The organism is Paenibacillus anseongensis, assembly GCF_009757995.1.
GTDB lineage: Bacteria > Bacillota > Bacilli > Paenibacillales > NBRC-103111 > Paenibacillus_E > Paenibacillus_E chondroitinus.
Genome location: NZ_WSEM01000006.1, coordinates 172,737 through 193,427 on the forward strand (window position 1 = coordinate 172,737; position 20,691 = coordinate 193,427).

Below are 20,691 nucleotides of genomic sequence, written 5' to 3' on the forward strand. Positions count from 1 at the left end.
CCAGCAAAGGGGAACTGCAGGCCGCTATTTATGCTGAATCCGCAAATATCAGCGGTGAAAGGAACTACAGGGTCTTATTTTTCCCCTGATGGACCTTTCCGCCCAAATCCGGCGAAATAGCGGCCCCTAGTTCCCTCCATTCTGCCAAATGGTGGATTCGGGGACAAATAGGGGACTATAGTTCCCACTATCTACCGCAGCACCGTATAGTCGCGCCACTCCTCCGGCAGCAACCGCTGATACAGCGGCTGCAGGTACCGGTCGTCAATCAGCAGCAGCACGCCGCGATCCGTTTCGGAGCGGATAAGCCGGCCGCCGGCCTGCTGCACTTTGTTCATACCGGGGAAGACGTAGGCGTATTCGTAGCCGTTTTTGCCCGTGTCTTCGAGGTAAGCCTTGATCAGATTGCGCTCAGGCCCGAGCTGCGGCAGACCTACGCCAACAACCGCCACGCCGGTCAACCGCTCGCCAACCAAATCGATGCCCTCCGAGAAGATGCCGCCCATCACGGCAAAGCCGACCAGCGTGCCATCACGCCCCGCTTGGAATTCGGCCAAGTACTGCTCCCGCTCCTCTTCCGGCATCTGGACCGTCTGAACCAGGACACGCAGCTGGCTATCCTCTCCCTGCTCACCTACAAGATCCGTAAAAGCCTCATAGACACTACTCATATACGCATATGAGGGGAAAAACACGAAATAGTTACCCGAACGACGAGTCACCATCTGATAAATCGAACGGGCAATCGCCTCCCGGCTTCGCTCCCGATCCTGATAGCGGGTCGACAGCGGCTGGACGAAAACCTCCAGCTGTTCCTTGGCAAAAGGCGAAGGCACGCTCACGGAGTAATCCTCCTCGCCCGCTCCCAGCGTGTCCATGAAAAAGGACAGCGGCGAAAGGGTCGCCGAGAAGAACACATGCGAGCGATAGCCTTTCCCCATCTGTCTGAGCAGATGGGAAGGGTCCAAGCAGAAGAGCTTCACGCTGACCTCGTTACGATCGGACGTGAATAACGTCATATAGCGTTCATCGTACAGCTTGGCAATACGGACGAAATTGTGAGCTGCGAAGTAAGTCTCCAGGAGCAGCGGGCTCGCAGGGGTTCCGCCGCTTGCGGCCAGCTCCTTTTCAGCGCTTGCAAGGAAACCGTCTAGCAGCGCCAAGAGATCCTCCGGCAGCTCCGGTTCCACCAGCATCTGGCGGTCTCCGATTCTTTTGCGCAGCGTAATGAAATATTGGTTGATGGCCTTGGCTGCATCGTGCAGATCAGCGCGAATGCCTTTGAACTCCCGCTGCAGCGCTAGGAACCCGGATTTGGCCAAAGTGCTGCTGTACATTTCCCGCGCCCGGTCAATCAAATTATGCGCTTCATCCACGAGCAAAGTCGTATGCCGCCTCTGCTCCTCGAACAACCTTTTTAAATTGACTCGCGGGTCAAATATGTAATTGTAATCGCAAATGACAGCATCCGCGGCATAAGCGACATCGAGGGAAAATTCAAACGGACAAACACGATGCTTCCGTGCATACGACTCAATGACCGTCCGCGTCATAATCGTCTCCGATTGAAGAAGATCGAGCACAGCGCCGTTAATGCGGTCATAATAACCATCGGCGAATTCACAGTGGTCCTTCGTGCAGCGGACTTCGTCCTTCAGACACACCTTTTCCTTCGCCGTGATGGTCACGACATGCAGCTGAAGGCCATGTGCCTGAAGCAGGCCATACGCTTCCTCCGCCGCCGTGCGGGTGATGGTCTTCGCCGTCAAATAAAAAATCCGCTGCAGCAGCCCCTCGCCAATCGCTTTCACCGACGGAAACAAGGTCGACATGGTCTTCCCGATGCCGGTCGGCGCTTTGGCAAACAGCTTACGCCCTTCGCTGATCGTTTTGTACACCGCTCCTGCCAGTTTCCGCTGGCCTTCACGATAGGCTGGAAATGGAAATGCCAGCTCTTTGATACTGCGATTCCTTCGCTGCTCATGCTCATAAATTGCTTGTGCGTAGGGGTAATACTGCTCCACCACGTCATGCACGAACTGCTCCAACTCGCTGAACGAAGCTTCCTTCACAAATCGGCGCGTATCTTCCGTCTCCACCTGCATATACGTAAGTTGAACCCGCATATGATGAAGCTCGCAATCTTTGGCTACCATATAGGCATAGCACATCGCTTGCGCCCAATGCACGGGATACGAATCTTCTTCGATCTCGCTGATGTCCGAGGAAGTAGACTTGATCTCATCCACCGTCACAGGACCGCCGTCCGTATCTTGAAGAAGACCGTCGCACCGCCCGTCAATTACGAATAGGAGCTCCCGGCAAGCAATTTCAGCGGAAACATACACTTCATGCTGATCCGATTCGCCATATTGCTTCTGCAGTTTTTGGTGTGCCTTCGTGCCTTCAACCAGCGCAGTGCTTGTCCGAAAGCCGGACTCAATACTCCCTCTGCGAAACACATATTCGACCAGAGAGCGCACGGAAATGTTGATCGTTTCAGCCATTCGTCCTTCTCCGTTCTAGAACATTTGTTCTTTATTGTAGCATGCGGACGGACCAAATATCTACTTTTTCAGGAAGGGAGCCCCATGTTCTATTTCAGTAAGATCTTCCTTAAACTGCTGCGAATGAACAACAAGTTCATCTATAGTCTGGCCTTTCTTTTCATCCTTCTATCTGCTATCAGTGCTTATATGCTGGAAAAAGAAACCTTCGGCAGCGTCTTCAATGGACTTTGGTGGGTGATGACAACCGTGACCACCACGGGGTATGGCGACTATGCACCAAAAACCGTGGCCGGCAAGTGCCTCGGCATCTTTCTGTATATTTTCGGAATTGGGCTCATCTCCGTCACGATCAGCAAAGTCGTCGATTCATTATTCGTATACAGACAGCGAAAGGAAGCGGGCAAATTGAGATATCAAGGCGAACAGCATTTCGTAATCATTGATTGGAGCAAAAATGCAGAGCTGGCGATCCAGGAGATTTTGAACACCGATACTTCAACTGAGGTCGTACTGATCGATACCCATGAGAAAACACCGATCGTACATAATAGGGTCCATTATATAAGAGGCAATCCTACCCATATGGAAACTTTGGAGATGGCCAATATGGAAAAAGCCCGCTCCGTCTTCATCTTCGCCAATGAGATCACAGAAGACCAAGCTATGCTGCGCGACCCTTCCTTTGTCGATGGCAAAACACTGCTAGTCGCCACAACCATCGAGCGCAATTACCGCAACGTCCACTCCATCGTCGAGATCAAAAACAGCGAAAATATGCAAAATTTCCAACATGTTAACGTGAATGAATTTATCCTCGGCTCCGAGACCATTTCGCAGCTTGCCGTTCGCTCGGCTTTTTCACCGGGATCGTCAAGGATTGTTTCGCAGCTCTTGACTAGGCAGTCCAGCAGTAGCCTTCAAGTGCTTAGTAAAAGGAGCTCTTGGCGCACATACCGCGACGCTTTTGAGCAGCTGCTCCTTGAGGGGGCGACACTGATCTCCGACCGGGATCAACTGAATATTAACCAGAAGTTAGACCAGCTCATCCCCGAGGATGCGCAGCTTTTCGTCATCTGTGATGCGGAAACCTACGAGCGTCTCTCTAAGCTAAAATAAAACAAATAGGACACCAACCTCTCCGCTCAGCGCAGAAAAATGGTGTCCTCTAACTTTTTCCTTCCGTTCAACCCTTCGGCTTAGCAGCCTGTGCCGGCTGAACCCAACGAAACGGCGTCGTATTCCAAAATAAATCCGGATTCACCTGAACATTATGTGCCCAAAATGTAAAGTGCAAATGCGGTCCCGTCGAGAAACCGGTCGTGCCGACGAGCCCGATAATGTCGCCCTGCTTCACATGGTCGCCTGTTTTCACCCGCAGCTCGGAGAGATGAGCGTACTGCGAAAAAAGCCCCATCCCATGATCGAGATAAATGGAATTGCCGGTCAAATACAGGCTCTCGGCCAGCGCCACGATCCCGTCATTGGTCGCTTTGATCGGTGTGCCCTCCTTCGCGGCCAGATCAACCGCCATATGAGCGCTATCGTACTTCCCGTTCACGTAACGAGTGTACCCATATGGCGTCGTCAAAATCCCCTCGATGGGCTTCACGAACGGCCCGCTGAACAGAAATTCCGGCTCGGACTTGCTTCGCGCCAGATCGATTTTCTTCTGATCGGCGTTGATACGCGCCGTATCCTGCTTCATGCTCTCCATCTCCGACGTGACCTTGAGATACTGCGTCTCAAACTTCTTCGCCACGATGGTGAGTGTCTGATCGCCAATCGGGTATTTGCCGGGCTTCGCACTCATCGAAATCGGCAAATACGTGAAATACCCCGCTCCATATGGCTGGAGCGTATACGTTTTGTTCAGCCAGGTAATCGTCCCTGGTTCATCGTGACGAACAAGCACCGCATCTCCGGGTGCCGCGCTCTCAGGTATGAGCTTCCATTTGGCGCTCATGATCCCTTTCGCCGCTTCCTTCGTGGCGTAAAGATCCTTTTCCTTCGCCAGCTGCTGCAAATGGCCCTTCTCCTTGAGGATGGCTTCCTTGACCTCCGCGGTCATGCCATCCACCCAAGATTGCCCGCCGTCCACGGTGATCAGCAGCGGATTCTTCGCATCCTTGCTGCTGGCGGGCAGCGCCCAACCAATGCGCGGTGTCAGAAACTGCGTTTGCTTCACCGGGAACACGGCCCCGCCTAACGTGGCCGTCGACGGGGCAGGGCTAGAACCATCTCCAGCTTCCAAGCTGAGCAGCTCGGCTAGATTACCGTCGACTGCTGTTTCCGCAGCAGTCACTTCTCCAGCGGCCGGTTGCCACATGCCGCCGCCATCCTCTGTCGCCGCGATTCCATCGGCGTATTTCACCCAGCCATGGTCCAGATCGACCATGCGGAATTCCAATGCCTCTCTAGGCGGAGGCGTGGGCACTGGTGTTGCTGCAGCCGGAGCTTCCTTCCCGGCAACCTTCCAAGATGAGACCGGACCAAACGGCGATTTGCCGATCACGATGACGACACATGCCGCAAGGACACAAGCGCCTACCAGCAGCGGCCATTGCCGGCGTTTTTTTGATTTCACAGCATCTATTCCTCCCTCGCTTGCGATGGGCTAATTTCTTCCAATACGTGTCCATAATAACATAAAAAACCCGAAGACAGCAGGGTCTCCGGGTTTTTGTTATATTAAATTTGAACGCCTTTTTTGAGCGCTTTCTGATCAATGCTCGTGTTATTAACTAAAGGAAGTAACTTGACGCTTCGAACCATAGTGGACTGACACAAGTGGCAAGTCGGAACGTGATCAAATGTAAAATTATCTCGCATCCAGCCTTTACAACCTTCTTGTTCACAAGACCATATTGTCACATTTTCTAGAGGCATCTCTTCAAAGGACTTTTTTCTGGAATACATGATGGACCTCCTCAGCGTTTTACGTAAGTAAACTTCAATAGCTAAATTGAAAAAAGACTGCCATTACAGAGTAAAGGCAGTCTTTTAAATTATATTACAGTTTTACAACGTTTTCTGCTTGTGGTCCGCGGTTGCCTTGAACAACGCTGAACTCAACTTGTTGACCTTCATCCAAAGTTTTGAAACCTTCGCCTTGGATAGCGGAGAAGTGAACGAATACATCGTTGCCGCCTTCAACTTCGATGAAACCGAAACCTTTTTCTGCGTTAAACCATTTTACTGTACCAGTAGCCATGAGAAATACCTCCAAAAATTATTAACATGTTTTTTATTCTTCAAAGAGAAAAAATTCACACATTGCAAAAGGTTCACTAACAAAAATGAAAACCCTTTACAATATGTGAATTCAGGTTCTTTTTGTCGATTGGATTCATCATAACATATCACATTTGAAAACGCAAACTATTTCCAATTCTTACATGCTAATGAAATCGCTTACCCGACCCACTTGATGAATAAATAAGAGAGCGTCCCCAACTTTAGTCTAGGTAGTTACTTGGTCCCCGGACCGTTTGCCGCTTCAGGCAGCGTCTCTATACTGAAGGTATCGTAAACACTTAGGAGGGGCTTCATTTTGTACAACATAAGTATTGGAACTATTCTGGCAGCTTCGTTGCTATTCGTGATATTCACCTGGATCGGGAGTGTGAAAGCTTCTCGACTGCTCTATAGCCGCACCATTGAACGCATGCATCGCAAAACACGCAAGCTATTGTTCTGGGCTTGGTTCCCCGTTATTCCGGCCGCAGCTATTCTTGGGGCTATCGCCTGGATGCAGCAGACCATGCTCACTACCTTTTGGATCGATCGTGCGCTGATCCAAGCACCGCTAATCCTTTTGCCGCTTCTAACTATCTGGTTCATAGCCGTGCCTAAACTGCTCAAGCTGCGCTCGATCACCAAACAGCCACAAGGTGACAAGGAGCAGGAAGCGACAGTTGATTCAACAGCACACTTGAGAGCTGCCGCTCCAGGGCTCATCATTCCTTTTCAAATGACGGCGCTCGCCGCATTAACTTCCTTTTATTTCGCGCTAGTTCCGCCTGTACCTTTCAAATGGCTTGATATTTCCATACCGCTGGCTGTCTTCGTGCTGGCAACGGCAGGACTTTGGTGTAGGCATCAGTTCCGTTACAGGGGGGTAAGTAAGATGGAAGCTTATACGGCTCCGGCCTTTTGGAAACGAGGCTTGGCTATGGTCAGTGTACTCGCCATCCTGGGAGCATCAGGCTATTATCTTTTTAACTATGCCATGGACAAAAGTGAGCTGCCGCCCGAAATCGATATGGCAAGCGGGACACATGATTATGGCGGCGTGATGCCGGTCAATTTGAGTATGCATAATCACCAAAGCGGAATGGCCGCCATGACCACCAATTCAGGCAAAATAACCTCTGTCGCCGACCTATCAGGCCCGCGCGAGGGGATACCGGATCGTCATTTTACACTAACCGCTCAGAAAAAGACCGTCACGCTCAGTTCCGGCAAAACCGTCGATGCCTGGACGTACAACGGGCAAATTCCGGGTCCCGAGCTTCGCATGAAAGAAGGCGAGTTGATCGAGGTTACACTCATTAATCAGGATATTGAGCAAGGCGTTACGGCACATTGGCATGGTCTGGATGTGCCGAATGCCGAAGATGGCGTTGCCGGGGCTACGCAAAATGCGGTCATGCCCGGTGAAACGTATACGTACCGCTTTCGCGCCGAGCAGGTCGGCACGTTCTGGTATCACTCCCATCAGGACTCGCGCGAAGCCGTCAGCATGGGACTCTTCGGGGCTTTGATCGTAGAGCCCAAGACAGAGCCTTTTCAGCCAGTAAAAGACATTACCGTAATGACGCATCGTTGGAAAGGGGCTTCGATTGCCGTTGGCGCCTCGGATCAACTCGAACGCATGGCGATCGCTCCAGGAACGCCTGTCCGAATGCGGCTGATTAACACGGACGATTGGGTGAATCAAAACTACACGCTCGTTGGCACACACTTTGAAGTAGCGGCTATTGATGGAACAGAGCTGAATAAACCAGATGTGTTAACCAATACCCACGTAGTTGTCCCTACAGGCGGGCGGTATGATCTCACATTCATCATGCCTGAACGCCCGGTCTACTTAAATGTAGGAGAGAATCGGAGCGGAGGCATCCTTATGTCTTCCGATGGCAGTGGGGATGTCCCTGAGACTCCGCCTACTTTAGCATTCGATCCTCTTGCCTATGGCAGCCCGACGCCAACCGCTTTCGATGCAAGCAGCCGCTTCGACAGAGAATTTACGTTAATTCTGGACAATAAGCTCGGCATTTTTAACCGCAACTTTGATTTCCTCTATACATTGAATGGTGAGGTATTCCCGAATGCGCCGATGTTTATGGTGAAGGAAGGGGATCTCGTTAAAACAACCTTCATTAACCGAGGGAATGTCGACCACCCGATGCATTTACACGGACATCACGTGCTGGTCCTGTCTCGCAATGGCAAGCCCTCAACCGGCAGCCCTTGGTGGTCAGATACGTTGAACGTACTGCCGGGAGAGACGTATGAGGTCGCCTTTGTAGCTAATAATCCGGGTTTATGGATGGATCACTGCCACAATCTTGTGCATGCTGCTGCAGGCATGTCGATGCACCTCATGTATGAAGGGGTGACGACCCCTTATGCCGTAGGCAGCGGTACACAAAATCATCCCGAGTAAAAAAGAGGGAGGGGATGTAGGGTTCGTGTTAGCATTCATAACATTTCGTTGACAAATGGCCGGCATCCGATTACGCTATAGAAAAGCAGGAACTATACACGAACTGAATAATCTCTTTCGTATAACCTTAATAATCGGATTAAGGGTCTCTACTTAGAAACCGTAAATTTCTAGCTACGAAGAATGTGCGCATTTGCATATTTTTCGCGGCTAGTTTTTTTATGTTCCTGACGTCATACAATAAACAGAAGCAGGAGGTTTATGCCCATGGCGACAATTCTTATTAAGCAGGCAGAAATAGTAACAATGAACCGCGACGGGGATATTTTCGTTGGGGATATTCTCATTGAAGACGACAGGATTAAGGCCATTGGACCTGACTTAGATGTGGACACTGCACAGGTGGATAAGGTGATTGATGCCAAAAACCGAACGGTCATTCCAGGCTTCGTGCAGACTCATATTCATCTATGCCAAACGTTGTTCCGTGGCAAAGGGGACGATTTGGAGCTGATGGATTGGCTGAAACAGCGGATTTGGCCGTTGGAAGCTTCCCACGACGAGGAATCCATTTATTATTCCGCCTTGCTCGGCATCGGCGAGTTGATTCAAAGCGGTACAACGACCATCGTAGATATGGAGACGGTTCATCATACCGACTTCGCCTTCCAAGCCATCGCATCGAGCGGGATCCGCGCTTTGTCCGGCAAAGTGATGATGGATAAGGGAGATGAAGTGCCATTTCCCTTGCAAGAAAAAACATCCGAATCGCTTCAGCAAAGCGTCGATTTGCTTGAAAAGTGGAACGGCCACGACGGCGGCCGCATCCAGTACGCGTTCTCGCCGCGATTCGTCATCTCTTGCACGGAGGAGCTGCTGCGTGAAGTACGCAGCTTATCCGAGCAGTATCAAGTGAAAGTGCATACGCACGCATCCGAGAATTTGGGTGAGATTGAGATTGTGCAGGCCGAGACCGGCATGCGCAATGTCGTATATCTCGACCATTTGGGCTTAGCGAATGAGCGCCTCATTCTGGCGCACTGCATTTGGCTGGATGATGAGGAGAAGCGCATCATCCATGAGCGTGGCGTCCACGTGAGCCACTGCCCCGGCTCGAACCTGAAGCTTGCATCGGGCATTGCCGAGACGCCCGACATGCTGAAGCTCGACATCTCGGTCTCGCTTGGCGCTGATGGCGCACCGTGCAACAATAATCTCGATATGTTCAACGAGATGCGGTTGGCTGCGCTCATTCAGAAGCCCGTGCACGGACCGACGGCGATGAACGCGCAGACGGTCTTCCGCATGGCGACCATCGGCGGCGCCCGTGCGGTCGGTATGGAGCAAGAGATCGGCAGCCTCGAAGTCGGCAAGAAAGCCGACTTGGCGATCCTCGAACTCATCAATTTCCACACGTATCCGTCCTTCGACGTGGATCCGATCTCGCGCATCGTGTACTCTGCGACACGCGCGGATGTGGAGACAACGATCATTAACGGTCGGATCGTCATGGAAAACCGCATCATGCGGACGATCGACAAGGACATTGTCCTGCCTGAGGCAAACCGCTCGATCCAGCGGCTGCTAAAGCGCGCTAATCTGCGCTAACGAGCAAAAGCCAGCCTTCCACCGTATTCCGGTGGGGGCTGGCTTTTTATCCACTACTTACCCCAAAGCAGCTTCCCAGCCTCCAGCTTCGTAAGCTTCGTAACATCGCGCCCTGCGTCTTTCTTCAGAATAGCTTCCTTCTGCGTTTTGGTAGCCGGTTCATTCCGAAGGATCGCATCTAAATTATCATAAGCCACTTTCTTGATCAGTGCAGGATCTCCGATTGCATCCATGACACGATACATCGCCTCGATGGCAGCATCCTCGCTTGCAAGTCCAAAGCCGGAGTCCGTGCTGAGCATAAACTTGTCAGGGAACTGCTTCATAAGAGGCAGGAAATCCTCGATCCGGTTGGAACTTTCCAGATTAAACACGGTAAACCCTGCAAAAAAATCCATATAGATGTTATCATACTTCTCTAATAATTGTTTAATATTCTCAGGTGAATTGTAGGCATTTGCATGACCGAAAATGAAGGTTGTTTTGGGATGCGCAGCCAAGGCTTCCTCCAATTTATCAATCACAAAGCCATTCGGCGGGTCGATATGGATTAGAATCGGCGCTTGATACTCCGCGCACAACTCATAAATTTTCGGTAGAAAGCCGTCCATAGGGTCCTTAGCCTTCCATTGCACTTTCGATACAACGGGAGAATTATACGAAGCGGCAGCAATTTCACCTAGTCCAAAATAACCTTGTTCCAGATTATTCCTCACGATCTCCAAACTAGAAGGATCATGCAGATCAAAGCCTGAGAAATACGGCACGAAGAAATCAGACCTTTCTATATAGGCATCCCAGGCATAGGCATCGGTTCGAATTGCACTTAATTCCGATACATCCCCGAAAAGAATCACGCGATCCATCGCATCCCGCTTCCACATATTTTGCATGCTTATGTACTTCGAATCGCTCGCATCATGGTTATGCGCATCCGAAAGCGGTATAGAGCCATACTGCTGAAGAAGATCGTTGAAGCTTTTTTTTGCAAGCGTGGGCGGTATAGTCTCAACAGGTGTTGCCGCGGTTGTTGCCGCCTGGGAGGTTACAACCTCTGTCGGATTACTTGTGCTTTCCCTGAAATTAAGCGAGCTCAGACTCCAAATCCCGCCCCCAATACAAACGCAAACGCTTACAACAACTAATATACTTGAGCTTTTTTTAGGCATCTTAGACACTCCACTCCTTTAGCCAATCCCGCACAAGAAACCACATGGGTCAAGGGCGAATCCACGTTGATTATGACATTAATTAATTACTTATATTTCAATTATTTTTCCATATGTTGGATTACCGTTATGTATTTTAATTTAAATATCATTCATATGAAATAGGCTGATCCTACTATTTGAAAATATTAATATCCGATAAATATTTTTCTTTTCATAGAAGTATAAAGTAGTTGGTAATCATATACGTCGAAGTACTTATAATGGAAAAGTATGCATAGTAACAGAAAAAAACAATAATTCGAAAAGTACCGTTTTCGTAACACATGCCTGCTCAATCTAAGAGAATATCAAGTATAATGCAGGTATAAATACCTAAATATTTAGATATTTATACCTAGGTGAATATTTGTGTGCTTGCGAGCTGCTCAGGAGGCGAAGAAGATGCAAAAAGTTAACGGTACTCCCTTGAAATGGGGCTGGACAATTCGGAAGAAGCTTATGGCCTTTTGTCTTTTGTTGTTATTGATCCCTACACTTTCCCTATCAATAACCGGTTACTTTAACGCCAAAGATGAAACCGACAGGCTTATTGAGAAAAACCTCGAGAACAGCGTCAAACTGATGGTTCAAAATATCATTCAACTGAATAATCTGGTTAAGAACGGTCAATTAACCAAGCAGCAAGCGGAGGAAGACGCCAAACTTATCATGCTAGGCAGCAAGCAGGCAGATGGGACAAGACCAATTAATCGCAATATTAATTTGGGTGTGAATGGCTACTATTTTGTGCTTAATGACATGGGGGAGCTGCAAGCGCATCCGAGTCTGGAAGGCCAGAACATCTGGGATAAACAGTCGTCGGACGGCATTTATTACATACAGGACATGATTAAACAGGGGCAAAACGGCGGCGGGTTTACGTTTTACAATTGGCCGTTGCCGGGTAGCAGCAAGGAAGCGCTGAAAATCGCCTATGCGCTCAAGGTGCCGGAGTGGAATTGGATTGTTGCGGCGGGATCCTACTACCAGGACTACAATGAAGGGCAGGCTCGCATGTTGCACTCCACGATCACGGTGCTGGTGATCTGCCTTGTGCTCGGAGCGGCGGGAGTTATTTTATTTTCAAACCATATTTCCAAACCGATTAAAAAGATTGCCTCCGAGGCTCGGAAGATGGCGACAGGCGACCTGACTTCGGATGCCTTGCGCATTAAGAACAGGGACGAGATCGGCAAGCTGGCCAGTGATTTTACGACGATGAGTACGAATTTAAAATCGCTGGTGAAGCAAGTGATGCATAGCTCGGATCAAGTTTCCAGTGCCACCCAAACGCTGCAGTCCTCTATTGAGGAAACGACGCAAGCCTCAAGGAACATAGCGGAGTCCACGCAGCAGATTGCTGCCGGCATCGAAACGCAAGCGATGAGCACGGAGCAAAGTTCCAGGGCGATGGAAGAAATGACGCAGGGCATTCTGCGCATTGCTGATACCTCCTCGCAAGCTTATGAAACGTCGATTCAATCGAAGACGGAAGCGGAATATGGCTTCGGGCTGATCGAGCAGTCGATTGCCAAAATGCAGTCCGTGCAGCAAGCGGTCAACAATATCTCCAAGGTGATGGAGACGTTGAATGTGCGCTCCCAGGAAATTAGCGGCATCGTCACTGTGATGTCGGATATCGCCTCACAAACGAGCTTGCTTTCGCTCAATGCGTCCATTGAGGCCGCACGGGCCGGGGAACAGGGCCGTGGGTTTGCCGTTGTTGCGTCCGAGGTGAAAAAGCTGGCGGAAATGTCGAAACATTCGTCCGAGCAGATCAATGAGCTTGTCTTCCAAGTGCAGGCCGACATCGCTTCGGCTTCCAGTTCGACCGTCCAAGGGATCGACGAATTCCAGCAAGGCATGCTTGCTATCGAGCAAACAGGAACAGCATTTGCCAAAATTGTGGAAACGACCCAAGGCGTCGTAGGCCAAATTCAGGAGGCTTCGGCAGCTTCTGAGCAAATGTCGGCAAGCTCCCAAGAGATTACCGCCACGTTGCAGGAACTGGATCGCATTGCCGGGCATTCGGCCAGAAGTTCTGAGGCGATTACCGCTGCCACAGAAGAACAAATTGCCACGATGGATGAGATCGCGCAATACTCCAGCTCTCTGAATCACATGGCGACGACCCTCAAGGAGATGGCACATCGGTTTCATATTAAGGAATAGGCGGTATAGCAAACGTCTTATATACGCGCAGTTCTAAAAAAAGAGCGACTGGAAAATTTTCCAGTCGCTCTCTGTTTAATTGAAACCTCACCTTGCCCGCACGACCCACTCGCAGCTGTTCCTGACGAGTTCCCGATATACGGGATGCTGGAAGGACGCCGCCGCCAGCGACAAACCCGAGCTGGCCAAACCCCTTAGCGGACCTATAGTTCTCTAAACCTCATCTGAGGCTAGAGTAAACAAGTTTCCGATTTCGTTCTTCGACATATACTATTGCATTCATTAAATACAGGGAAGGAGGGACTACAATGGTCCACTTCTCAAAACCCCTCATACAAACTAAGGTCCAAGTAAAGATTAAACAAACCCATAACCCGCAAGTTATCAAAATTGTGCCTGTGGCTGGCCAAGTCGGCGATATTCACGTTAATTCATCTACAAACCGCGTCTATTATGTCTTTGGCGAAAATCTAGTAGGCGTGTTGGACGGTAACACGAATAAAGTGATCGGTAGTGTGCAGACGGGGGATGGCGCTACATTTCTGGCTGTGAACACGCGTACCAACCGAATTTATTCAACAAACTTCCGAGCTGCTAATGTCACTGTTATTAATGGAAAAACAAACAAGGTCATCACCAACGTACCTGTCGGCGAGCGCCCTTTTGGCATTGCTGTTCATCGCATAAGCAACCGCATTTATGTCGCAAATACGAGTGGAACGATAAGCGTGATCGACGGCGTCACCAACCGTATCCTGAAAACCATAAAAGTTGGCGGATCACCTGCCCTTATCGCTATCGACGAACGAACCAATCGGATCTATGTCACTAATGTAATGAAGGACTCCGTTCATGTTATCGACGGCACTACGTTGAGCGTAATTAAAACGATTAAAGTAGGCAAAAATCCAATCATTATGCCGGGTATCATCCCTGAGACAAACCGGATTTATGTAGCTAATAACCTAAGCCGATTTGCCTCTGTGATATCAGGAACAACGCTCGGTAAAAGCAAGCCCATTCAACTCGGAAAACTCCAAAGCGAGCTTGCTGTAAACGCCCTAACGAATCGCATCTATTTAACAAGCGCTCAGCAGGAGGGGAAAGGCAAATTGTTCGTTGTTAGCGGGCTAACCCATACAATTACAGCAACCTTGTCCATTCCCACGTTCTCTTCTCTCCTCGTCAATCCGTTGACGAACCGTTATTATGTTGGAGATACGGACACCCGAAATTTGTTCGTGTATAACGGACTAACGAACCGGCTGCTGGTCAAGCTGCGAACGGGGCAGTCAGCAGGGAGCATGGCCTTGAATAAACGAAGCAACCGGATTTATGTCGGCAATGAAAATTCGATCACTGTCATCCAAGATTACAAATAACAAAAAAGCCCCAAAACCCACAGAAGGTGGGCTTGGAGGCTTTTTTGCGTTTGTGTTATTTATCCTGTTAGTTGCCCCTCAAAGAACCCACTAGACTGTGCTAACTATAAAACTCCCAGAGATTGATGCTGCCCTTCAATAAAAAAATAAATATTTAAAAATTCAAAATATTAAAACTTAAATGACTATTATTGTGAGAGGACCTAAAAACAAACGTTCCATATTATTCTGCTTTTGATTAAGATCCACTCAGGGGAACTAATTTCATAAAAGGAACAAGACAAAACATTGACGTGTTACTATGTGTAAGCCGACAGTCAGGCTTTACAGGGTTTCTATAGTTTTCAGAATTATTAAATAATATTAAAATTTTAAAAATAGTTTATTCAATAAAATTATTTGAGTAACTAAACCACAATAAGGCAGAAAATTAAATCTATTATTAAAAAGCAGCCAAAAATGTGAAATAGTCAGAAAACTACATAAAACGCATGAAATTAAAGCAAAAATACAGAGCAAAAAGAGGGAGGATCACACAAAAATCCATGACGCAAGCTGATCAGAAGGCCGGAATTGCACCGTTGCTTGACGTGACCGAAAAGAAAAACCTTCATATAGACAAGCCATGGCCGAAAAAGCCAACAATCAGGGTGCATGTTTTCCCAGTGTTCGATTGTGAATGATTTGTGTTCATTACTCTCATGTTTCAGGGAGCTGTTAGCTTTTATACTAAGCATAAAGGTGTTCTGACATGAAAGGCGGTTATTCCCGATGAAAGCTGAAACGAGTATTGCTCCACAAAAAGTTCATTCCCGAAAAATAACATCATCCTTCACTTTGAAAGGCCGCTGGGAGTCGCCGTTTGCGGGGTATCTGTTTATTTCCCCGTGGCTCCTTGGGTTTCTGCTGCTTACACTTTGGCCGATGATCCAGTCGATGTATTATTCTTTTACCAAATATACGCTGCTTGACGCTCCGGAATGGATTGGTTTGCGCAATTATGAGCGAATTTTTGCAGATGATGAGATTTTTCGACAGTCTTTGAAAATAACGATTTTGTTTGTCGTATTATCTGTGCCAATTAAGCTGTTTAGCGCGCTGATGGTGGCGATGATGCTCAACAAGAAAATTAAAGGAATTTCGGTCTATCGCACATTCATCTATCTGCCTTCTCTGATTGGAAGCAGCATTGCGGTAGCGATCCTTTGGCAAAACATTTTCGGCATAGACGGCTTTATCAATAAATTTCTTGGCATGCTCGGAATAAACGGCACCAGTTGGATCAGCAACCCCAAGACGGCTTTAGGAACCTTGATTATTCTTGTCGCTTGGCAGTTCGGTTCGTCCATGGTGATTTTCCTGGCCGGCCTTAAACAAATCCCCACCGAATTATATGAAGCATCATCCGTTGACGGCGCTTCGAAAATAAGACAGTTTGTCAGCATTACCCTGCCTATGCTGTCTCCTGTTCTGCTGTTTAACCTTGTGCTGCAGACTATCGGTTCTTTTCAAATGTTTACTCAAGCCTTCATCATTACAAAGGGTGGTCCGATTAACTCCACTTATATGTACGCTTTGTACCTCTATGATCGCGCCTTTTCCCGATATGAGATGGGTTACGCTTCGGCGCTGGCCTGGATACTTCTCGTGGTAATCGCCGTTGTGACGGCAATCATTTTCGCCTCGTCCCGCTACTGGGTATTTTACGAAACAGAAGGAGCGAAAGGTAAATGAGAAACTCACTTATATCTGCTAAATCGTTTAGAACTCATTCCTTATTGGCCATATTCAGCCTACTCATGATCTATCCCATGCTGTGGTGGTTCGGAGCTGCCTTCAAGTCCAATGCAGAAATGAGCTCTCCTTCTCTTCTGCCCAATGAGTGGCTGTGGAGCAACTTCAGCGAAGGATGGGTCGCCATTCCTAAATTTACGTTTACTCATTTCTATCTCAATACATTTGAGTTAATTGCCGGAGTGCTTATTACATCTGTCATTTCCTGCAGTTTGGTTGCGTTCGGCTTCGCGCGGTTGGATTTTCCGCTAAAAAACTTCTGGTTTGCCATCCTGATGGTTACCCTGATGCTGCCAAGCCAAGTGACTTTGGTGCCTCAGTACATCATGTTTAATACTTGGGGATGGGTGAATACGTACCTGCCCTTCTATGTGCCACATGCTTTGGCTGGAGGTATTGGAGGCCCCTTCTTCATCTTCCTGCTGGTGCAGTTCATCCGCGGCATTCCGCGTGAGCTCGACGAGTCGGCCAAGATGGATGGCTGCAACTGGTTCGGCATATACTGGCGAATTGTGCTTCCTCTTACAAAGCCAGCGCTCGTCACGGTCGCTATTTATTGCTTCCTTTGGAACTGGGACGACTTCTTCGGACACCTGCTGTATATTAACTCGGTTAGCAAATACACCGTCGGCCTTGCTTTGAAGCTGTTCGTGGACAGCCAGTCGGCACTGCCTTGGGGACAATTGCTGGCGATGTCGCTTCTATCCATCATCCCTTCACTCATCATCTTTTTTATGGCGCAGCGCCATTTTGTTGACGGCATTGCCTCCGGTGCTGTGAAAGGCTAAAATGAAATAAATATGAAAAAGGTTGCGAAATTGGCAGCCTTTTTCCAGTTTCATAGCATCTTACGAGGGGGATCAGCCTTGTTTACTATGTTCAAGCGTGTCCGCATCGGCCGGCTGTTCTTCGGCAGCTTCGCCGCTTTCATCGCCGTTCTGCTGCTCGTCACCTCATGGATAAGCTACAGCCTCACTTCGCGCGAGCTGGCCAGCAATACCGCTAATTATCAGCAGGATCTATTAAATGAGTTAAATAAACGCCTGGTCATTCAGTTAAACTCGATAGAGCAAATGTCGCTAGCCGCTTCCAGAAACATCGATATTATCGGATACGATCCGCTCGAAAGCGACTTATTTGAGCGCAATCGCCGGAAGCAGGATTTGGAGAATTTGCTGGCGAGCATCACCTACAGCACAACCATGGTGCAGTCGATTTATTTATATACGGAGCGGCCTTTTATGCCGGATTCACAGGGTCCTATTCGCGTCTATAATTTGCAAAAAGTACGGGAAGAAGACTGGTTTCCGGACATTCAAAATAACGATTCCGCTTGGATTAAAGAACGGACGATTCAGACCAACAAAGGTCCGCTCAATGTAATCGGCTATGCCAGAAAACTTTATAACAACTCCGGTATTTACTATGGCATGCTGATGCTGAACGTGAAATCCTCGGAAATTCAGGACCTGATTCGCGGAGAAACGGAAGGCCGAAGCCGGCTGTTATTCGATGCTAGCGGCAGGAAAATGACCTCGATTGGGGATCAAAGCCTGCAAGTTGATGAACTGGATAAATTGAAAGTCGTAACTGAAAAGTCCGGAAGCACGCATCTGTCAACCAAACAGCAAAGCGATTCCCTACTGGTATGGAGCAAATCGCCTTCCAACTGGATGTTGGTCGAGGTCACGCCTTGGAAGAACATCATTAACGGCAGTATCCGTCTGGCACTGATTCTTTTAACGGTAGGGCTTTCCGCTATTATTATTGGATTTTTTGTCACGTTTTTTATTTCCAGACAATTTACCAAGCCCATCCGGTTACTGCTCGCCTTCATGAGCAAGCTACCGGACCGGGGTTTTGCTGCAGACTTGCCTCAAGACTATACCAATGAGTTCGGAAACCTGTTTAACGGTTATCGCAAGCAGATGGAACGCATTGAGGAGCTGCTAGATTCCTTGAAAGCGCAGCATAAACGCCAGCGTGAAGCGGAAATTCAAGCGCTGCAAGCGATGATTAACCCTCATTTTTTATACAATACGTTGGATCAACTAAACTGGCTGGCCATTGATTCAGGCCAAGATAAGATTAGTAAAATTCTCTCCTTGATGGGCAAAATGTTCCGTATCGGCCTATCTAACGGGGAGACGCTCATTCCGATCGCCGATGAGATCACACATGTCGAATGTTATTTGCAAATTCAGCAAATTCGCTGGGGCGACCGATTATCATTCACCATTAACGTCGACGAGTCCGCCAGAGAGCTCTATATTCCGAGGTTAACGCTGCAACCTTTTATTGAGAATGCCATTATTCATGGTTTCCACGGCAGAAAAAAAGGCGAGATCCACGTAAACATACAGTTAATCAATCAAGACATTCAATTCCAGATTGAGGATGACGGTGTCGGGCTGCGTCCCGATTGGAATCAACCGAAGGTAAGAAAGACGGGCGGTTATGGTGTGCGCAACGTGAAGGAGCGGATTGAAGCCTATTTCGGGCCTCCCTACGGCGTTCAAATGACCAGCTCCAAAGGCAATGGCACGCTAGTCACGGTTCTACTGCCACAAATTCAATACAAAGAACAGGTGGAGGAGCGGTATTATGTGGAAAATACTCATCATTGACGATGACTTTCAGGTGCTAGAGGGCATGAAAAAGGCGATTCCTTGGGAGGCCATTGACGCTGAATTCGCAGGCGAGGCCAGCGATGGCGCCGAAGGGCTGGAGATGATCAGCCAAACCCAGCCGGATATCGTTATTACGGACATTTATATGCCTGTGATGAACGGGCTTGAAATGATTGAAAAACTTCGGGAAGCGAACTTTCCAGGAGAGATTATTATCCTGAGCGGGTACACCGATTTCCAATATGCACGGCAAGCCTTGCGTCTTCACGTCAGTGACTATTTATCAAAACCCGTTACCGTAGATGAGCTTCGGACTGTGCTGGAGAAAGTCATTAAAGAGCTAGAAGCCAAAGAGCTGATCAAGATGGAACAAGAAGACATCAGAAAAAAGCTGATGCTCTATGAACCATTCGGGCAGCAGGAATGGCTGAAGTCGGTCATGACCGGGACGTCCCACAAATGGGTTTCCAGCCTAAATCTCCCTCCCGCTGAGCAGCAGCATTGGATTCATCGCCACCACCTTGTCATGGGCATTGAGCTGATGAGCACAATTCGCACGGCAAACCTGTCGCTTATCGATTGGAATCTATTCCGATTTGCGCTGGCTAATATCATTCAGGAAATTTTATCGGAAGATTGGCCTGAATCCGACTTCATCGAGCTTCACAGCCATCATGCTGCGATCATGTTTCATATTGAGCCTTCGGAGCCTGCTGACGCAGCCCTTAACCGTATTCACGCAATCGGCAATCGGATTACTGACTGCGTGCTTATGTATCTTAAACTGAACATCCGGATTGGAATAGGTCAAATGAAAACGGCTTGGCAGGAAATATCCGATTCCACCGAGGAGGCTTTTCTGGATCTGCTCCAGCAAACGATGACTCCGCAGCCAGGCAAATCAACCTCCCTGCCATCGGATTTGGCGATTCGGCCAATCAAGTTTTATCAGGAGCTTGCGGAAGCCATTGTGTATTCGAAGGAAGAGACTGCTTCGCAGATTGTAGACGCCTATATTCATCAATTGCAGCAAACGCCAACGATAACGCCTGCTTACTTACAGTATCTGTGCACAGAGTTATGGACAATCTTCGCCTATTCCCTGTACAGCGTTGGCATTGTGCTGGATGAGTTGTTTCCGGACATGCATCTGCCGTCGGAAATCATGCAAATTCAAACGACAACCCACTTGCAAGAGTGGCTGCGCGCCAAAATTCATATCATCGCTACTAGCCGGCATTGGAATGAGAATTCGAAGCATAAAGAAGCTGTCGATTTCATGATTCAATATGCGCATGACCACTATGCTGAAGAGGTATCCTTGGAAGATATGTCGAAAAAGCTGTACCTATCCCGGAACTATTTGAACCAGATTTTCAAAAAATCAACCGGCGAAACGTTCACCAACTACCTGATTCAGGTTCGAATGAAGAAAGCGCAGGCCCTACTGGCTGAAGGCAAACATCTCATTTATGAAATTTCTGAGAAGGTCGGGTACAAGAACGTCCCTTATTTCAGCTCTATTTTCAAAAAGTATACAGGTATGAGTCCAAGCGAAGTAGGCAAAAGCGGATAACCATCCTTCACCAAACCAAGATTATGTTTTGTGCTTTGTTATTTTGTGATCAAAAGTGAAAGAAGTGTGTTCATTACTATCATTCTTCATTTTTTCCGTTAATCCTATAATGAGATTGTAGGGACGACTAGCCAGCGAGA

General features: G+C 48.4%; 15 protein-coding genes and 1 riboswitch. Of the genes, 10 read left to right on the top strand and 5 right to left on the bottom strand.

Annotated features, from left to right (window positions below):
• Positions 1–191 precede the first annotated feature (191 nt).
• Positions 192–2,507 carry an ATP-dependent DNA helicase gene (locus tag GON05_RS06510; RefSeq protein WP_157318369.1) on the bottom strand — a complete coding sequence of 772 codons (2,316 nt, stop codon included), beginning with the start codon at positions 2,505–2,507 and terminating at the stop codon, positions 192–194.
• Between the two features lie 84 nt (positions 2,508–2,591).
• Between GON05_RS06510 and GON05_RS06515 the strand changes: the two genes are divergently transcribed.
• A complete protein-coding gene (locus GON05_RS06515) occupies positions 2,592–3,626 on the top strand; it encodes an ion channel (protein ID WP_157318370.1) in 1,035 nt (344 codons plus the stop codon).
• Positions 3,627–3,693: 67 nt separating this feature from the next.
• On the opposite strand, the gene GON05_RS06520 is transcribed toward GON05_RS06515, so the two are convergent.
• The 3 genes from GON05_RS06520 to GON05_RS06530 form a co-directional block, all read right to left on the bottom strand.
• Positions 3,694–5,094 (bottom strand): M23 family metallopeptidase, encoded by a 1,401-nt coding sequence (locus tag GON05_RS06520; protein WP_309492158.1) that lies wholly within the window; start codon positions 5,092–5,094, stop codon positions 3,694–3,696.
• Positions 5,095–5,198: 104 nt separating this feature from the next.
• Positions 5,199–5,426 carry a cold-shock protein gene (locus tag GON05_RS06525; RefSeq protein ID WP_157318371.1) on the bottom strand — a complete coding sequence of 76 codons (228 nt, stop codon included), beginning with the start codon at positions 5,424–5,426 and terminating at the stop codon, positions 5,199–5,201.
• A gap of 94 nt (positions 5,427–5,520) precedes the next feature.
• The gene (locus GON05_RS06530; protein WP_127453854.1) at positions 5,521–5,721 is read right to left on the bottom strand and encodes a cold-shock protein; all 201 of its coding nucleotides are present in this window, start codon (positions 5,719–5,721) and stop codon (positions 5,521–5,523) included.
• Between the two features lie 339 nt (positions 5,722–6,060).
• On the opposite strand from GON05_RS06530, the gene GON05_RS06535 reads away from it, so the two are divergent.
• Positions 6,061–8,178 (top strand): multicopper oxidase family protein, encoded by a 2,118-nt coding sequence (locus GON05_RS06535; RefSeq protein ID WP_246238874.1) that lies wholly within the window; start codon positions 6,061–6,063, stop codon positions 8,176–8,178.
• 97 nt (positions 8,179–8,275) lie between these two features.
• Positions 8,276–8,375, top strand: a riboswitch (purine riboswitch).
• A gap of 70 nt (positions 8,376–8,445) precedes the next feature.
• Positions 8,446–9,786, top strand: coding sequence for a 5'-deoxyadenosine deaminase (locus tag GON05_RS06540; RefSeq protein ID WP_157318372.1), 1,341 nt, complete (start codon positions 8,446–8,448; stop codon positions 9,784–9,786).
• 53 nt (positions 9,787–9,839) lie between these two features.
• On the opposite strand, the gene GON05_RS06545 is transcribed toward GON05_RS06540, so the two are convergent.
• On the bottom strand, positions 9,840–10,955 hold the full coding sequence (locus tag GON05_RS06545) for an amidohydrolase family protein (RefSeq protein WP_157318373.1): 1,116 nt from the start codon (positions 10,953–10,955) through the stop codon (positions 9,840–9,842).
• 444 nt (positions 10,956–11,399) lie between these two features.
• On the opposite strand from GON05_RS06545, the gene GON05_RS06550 reads away from it, so the two are divergent.
• The 7 genes from GON05_RS06550 (at position 11,400) to GON05_RS06580 (ending at position 20,551) form a co-directional block, all read left to right on the top strand.
• Positions 11,400–13,169, top strand: coding sequence for a methyl-accepting chemotaxis protein (locus GON05_RS06550; protein ID WP_157318374.1), 1,770 nt, complete (start codon positions 11,400–11,402; stop codon positions 13,167–13,169).
• Between the two features lie 308 nt (positions 13,170–13,477).
• Entirely contained in the window at positions 13,478–14,551 is a 1,074-nt protein-coding gene (locus GON05_RS06555; RefSeq protein WP_157318375.1) for a YncE family protein, read from the top strand.
• A 491-nt stretch (positions 14,552–15,042) separates the two neighbouring features.
• Positions 15,043–15,234: a hypothetical protein gene (locus GON05_RS06560; RefSeq protein ID WP_157318376.1), complete on the top strand. Its 192-nt coding sequence runs from the start codon at positions 15,043–15,045 to the stop codon at positions 15,232–15,234.
• An 88-nt stretch (positions 15,235–15,322) separates the two neighbouring features.
• Positions 15,323–16,285, top strand: a complete 963-nt coding sequence (locus GON05_RS06565) for a carbohydrate ABC transporter permease (RefSeq protein ID WP_157318377.1) — start codon at positions 15,323–15,325, stop codon at positions 16,283–16,285.
• On the top strand, positions 16,282–17,133 hold the full coding sequence (locus tag GON05_RS06570; protein ID WP_157318378.1) for a carbohydrate ABC transporter permease: 852 nt from the start codon (positions 16,282–16,284) through the stop codon (positions 17,131–17,133). Before GON05_RS06565 ends, GON05_RS06570 begins: the two co-directional genes overlap by 4 nt.
• Positions 17,134–17,220: 87 nt before the next feature.
• Positions 17,221–18,972: a cache domain-containing sensor histidine kinase gene (locus GON05_RS06575; RefSeq protein ID WP_246238886.1), complete on the top strand. Its 1,752-nt coding sequence runs from the start codon at positions 17,221–17,223 to the stop codon at positions 18,970–18,972.
• Complete coding sequence (locus GON05_RS06580) at positions 18,950–20,551, top strand: response regulator transcription factor (protein WP_157318380.1); 1,602 nt, start codon at positions 18,950–18,952, stop codon at positions 20,549–20,551. The genes GON05_RS06575 and GON05_RS06580 overlap by 23 nt, the downstream gene beginning before the upstream one ends.
• Positions 20,552–20,691 lie beyond the last annotated feature (140 nt).

Bases quoted from the DNA above. Each gene is read 5' to 3' on its own strand.
- GON05_RS06510 (WP_157318369.1), bottom strand. From the start codon at position 2,507: ATGGCTGAAACGATCAACATTTCCGTGCGCTCTCTGGTCGAATATGTG.
- GON05_RS06515 (WP_157318370.1), top strand. From the start codon at position 2,592: ATGTTCTATTTCAGTAAGATCTTCCTTAAACTGCTGCGAATGAACAAC.
- GON05_RS06525 (WP_157318371.1), bottom strand. From the start codon at position 5,426: ATGTATTCCAGAAAAAAGTCCTTTGAAGAGATGCCTCTAGAAAATGTG.
- GON05_RS06530 (WP_127453854.1), bottom strand. From the start codon at position 5,721: ATGGCTACTGGTACAGTAAAATGGTTTAACGCAGAAAAAGGTTTCGGT.
- GON05_RS06540 (WP_157318372.1), top strand. From the start codon at position 8,446: ATGGCGACAATTCTTATTAAGCAGGCAGAAATAGTAACAATGAACCGC.
- GON05_RS06545 (WP_157318373.1), bottom strand. From the start codon at position 10,955: ATGCCTAAAAAAAGCTCAAGTATATTAGTTGTTGTAAGCGTTTGCGTT.
- GON05_RS06550 (WP_157318374.1), top strand. From the start codon at position 11,400: ATGCAAAAAGTTAACGGTACTCCCTTGAAATGGGGCTGGACAATTCGG.
- GON05_RS06555 (WP_157318375.1), top strand. From the start codon at position 13,478: ATGGTCCACTTCTCAAAACCCCTCATACAAACTAAGGTCCAAGTAAAG.
- GON05_RS06560 (WP_157318376.1), top strand. From the start codon at position 15,043: ATGAAATTAAAGCAAAAATACAGAGCAAAAAGAGGGAGGATCACACAA.
- GON05_RS06565 (WP_157318377.1), top strand. From the start codon at position 15,323: ATGAAAGCTGAAACGAGTATTGCTCCACAAAAAGTTCATTCCCGAAAA.
- GON05_RS06570 (WP_157318378.1), top strand. From the start codon at position 16,282: ATGAGAAACTCACTTATATCTGCTAAATCGTTTAGAACTCATTCCTTA.
- GON05_RS06575 (WP_246238886.1), top strand. From the start codon at position 17,221: ATGTTCAAGCGTGTCCGCATCGGCCGGCTGTTCTTCGGCAGCTTCGCC.
- GON05_RS06580 (WP_157318380.1), top strand. From the start codon at position 18,950: ATGTGGAAAATACTCATCATTGACGATGACTTTCAGGTGCTAGAGGGC.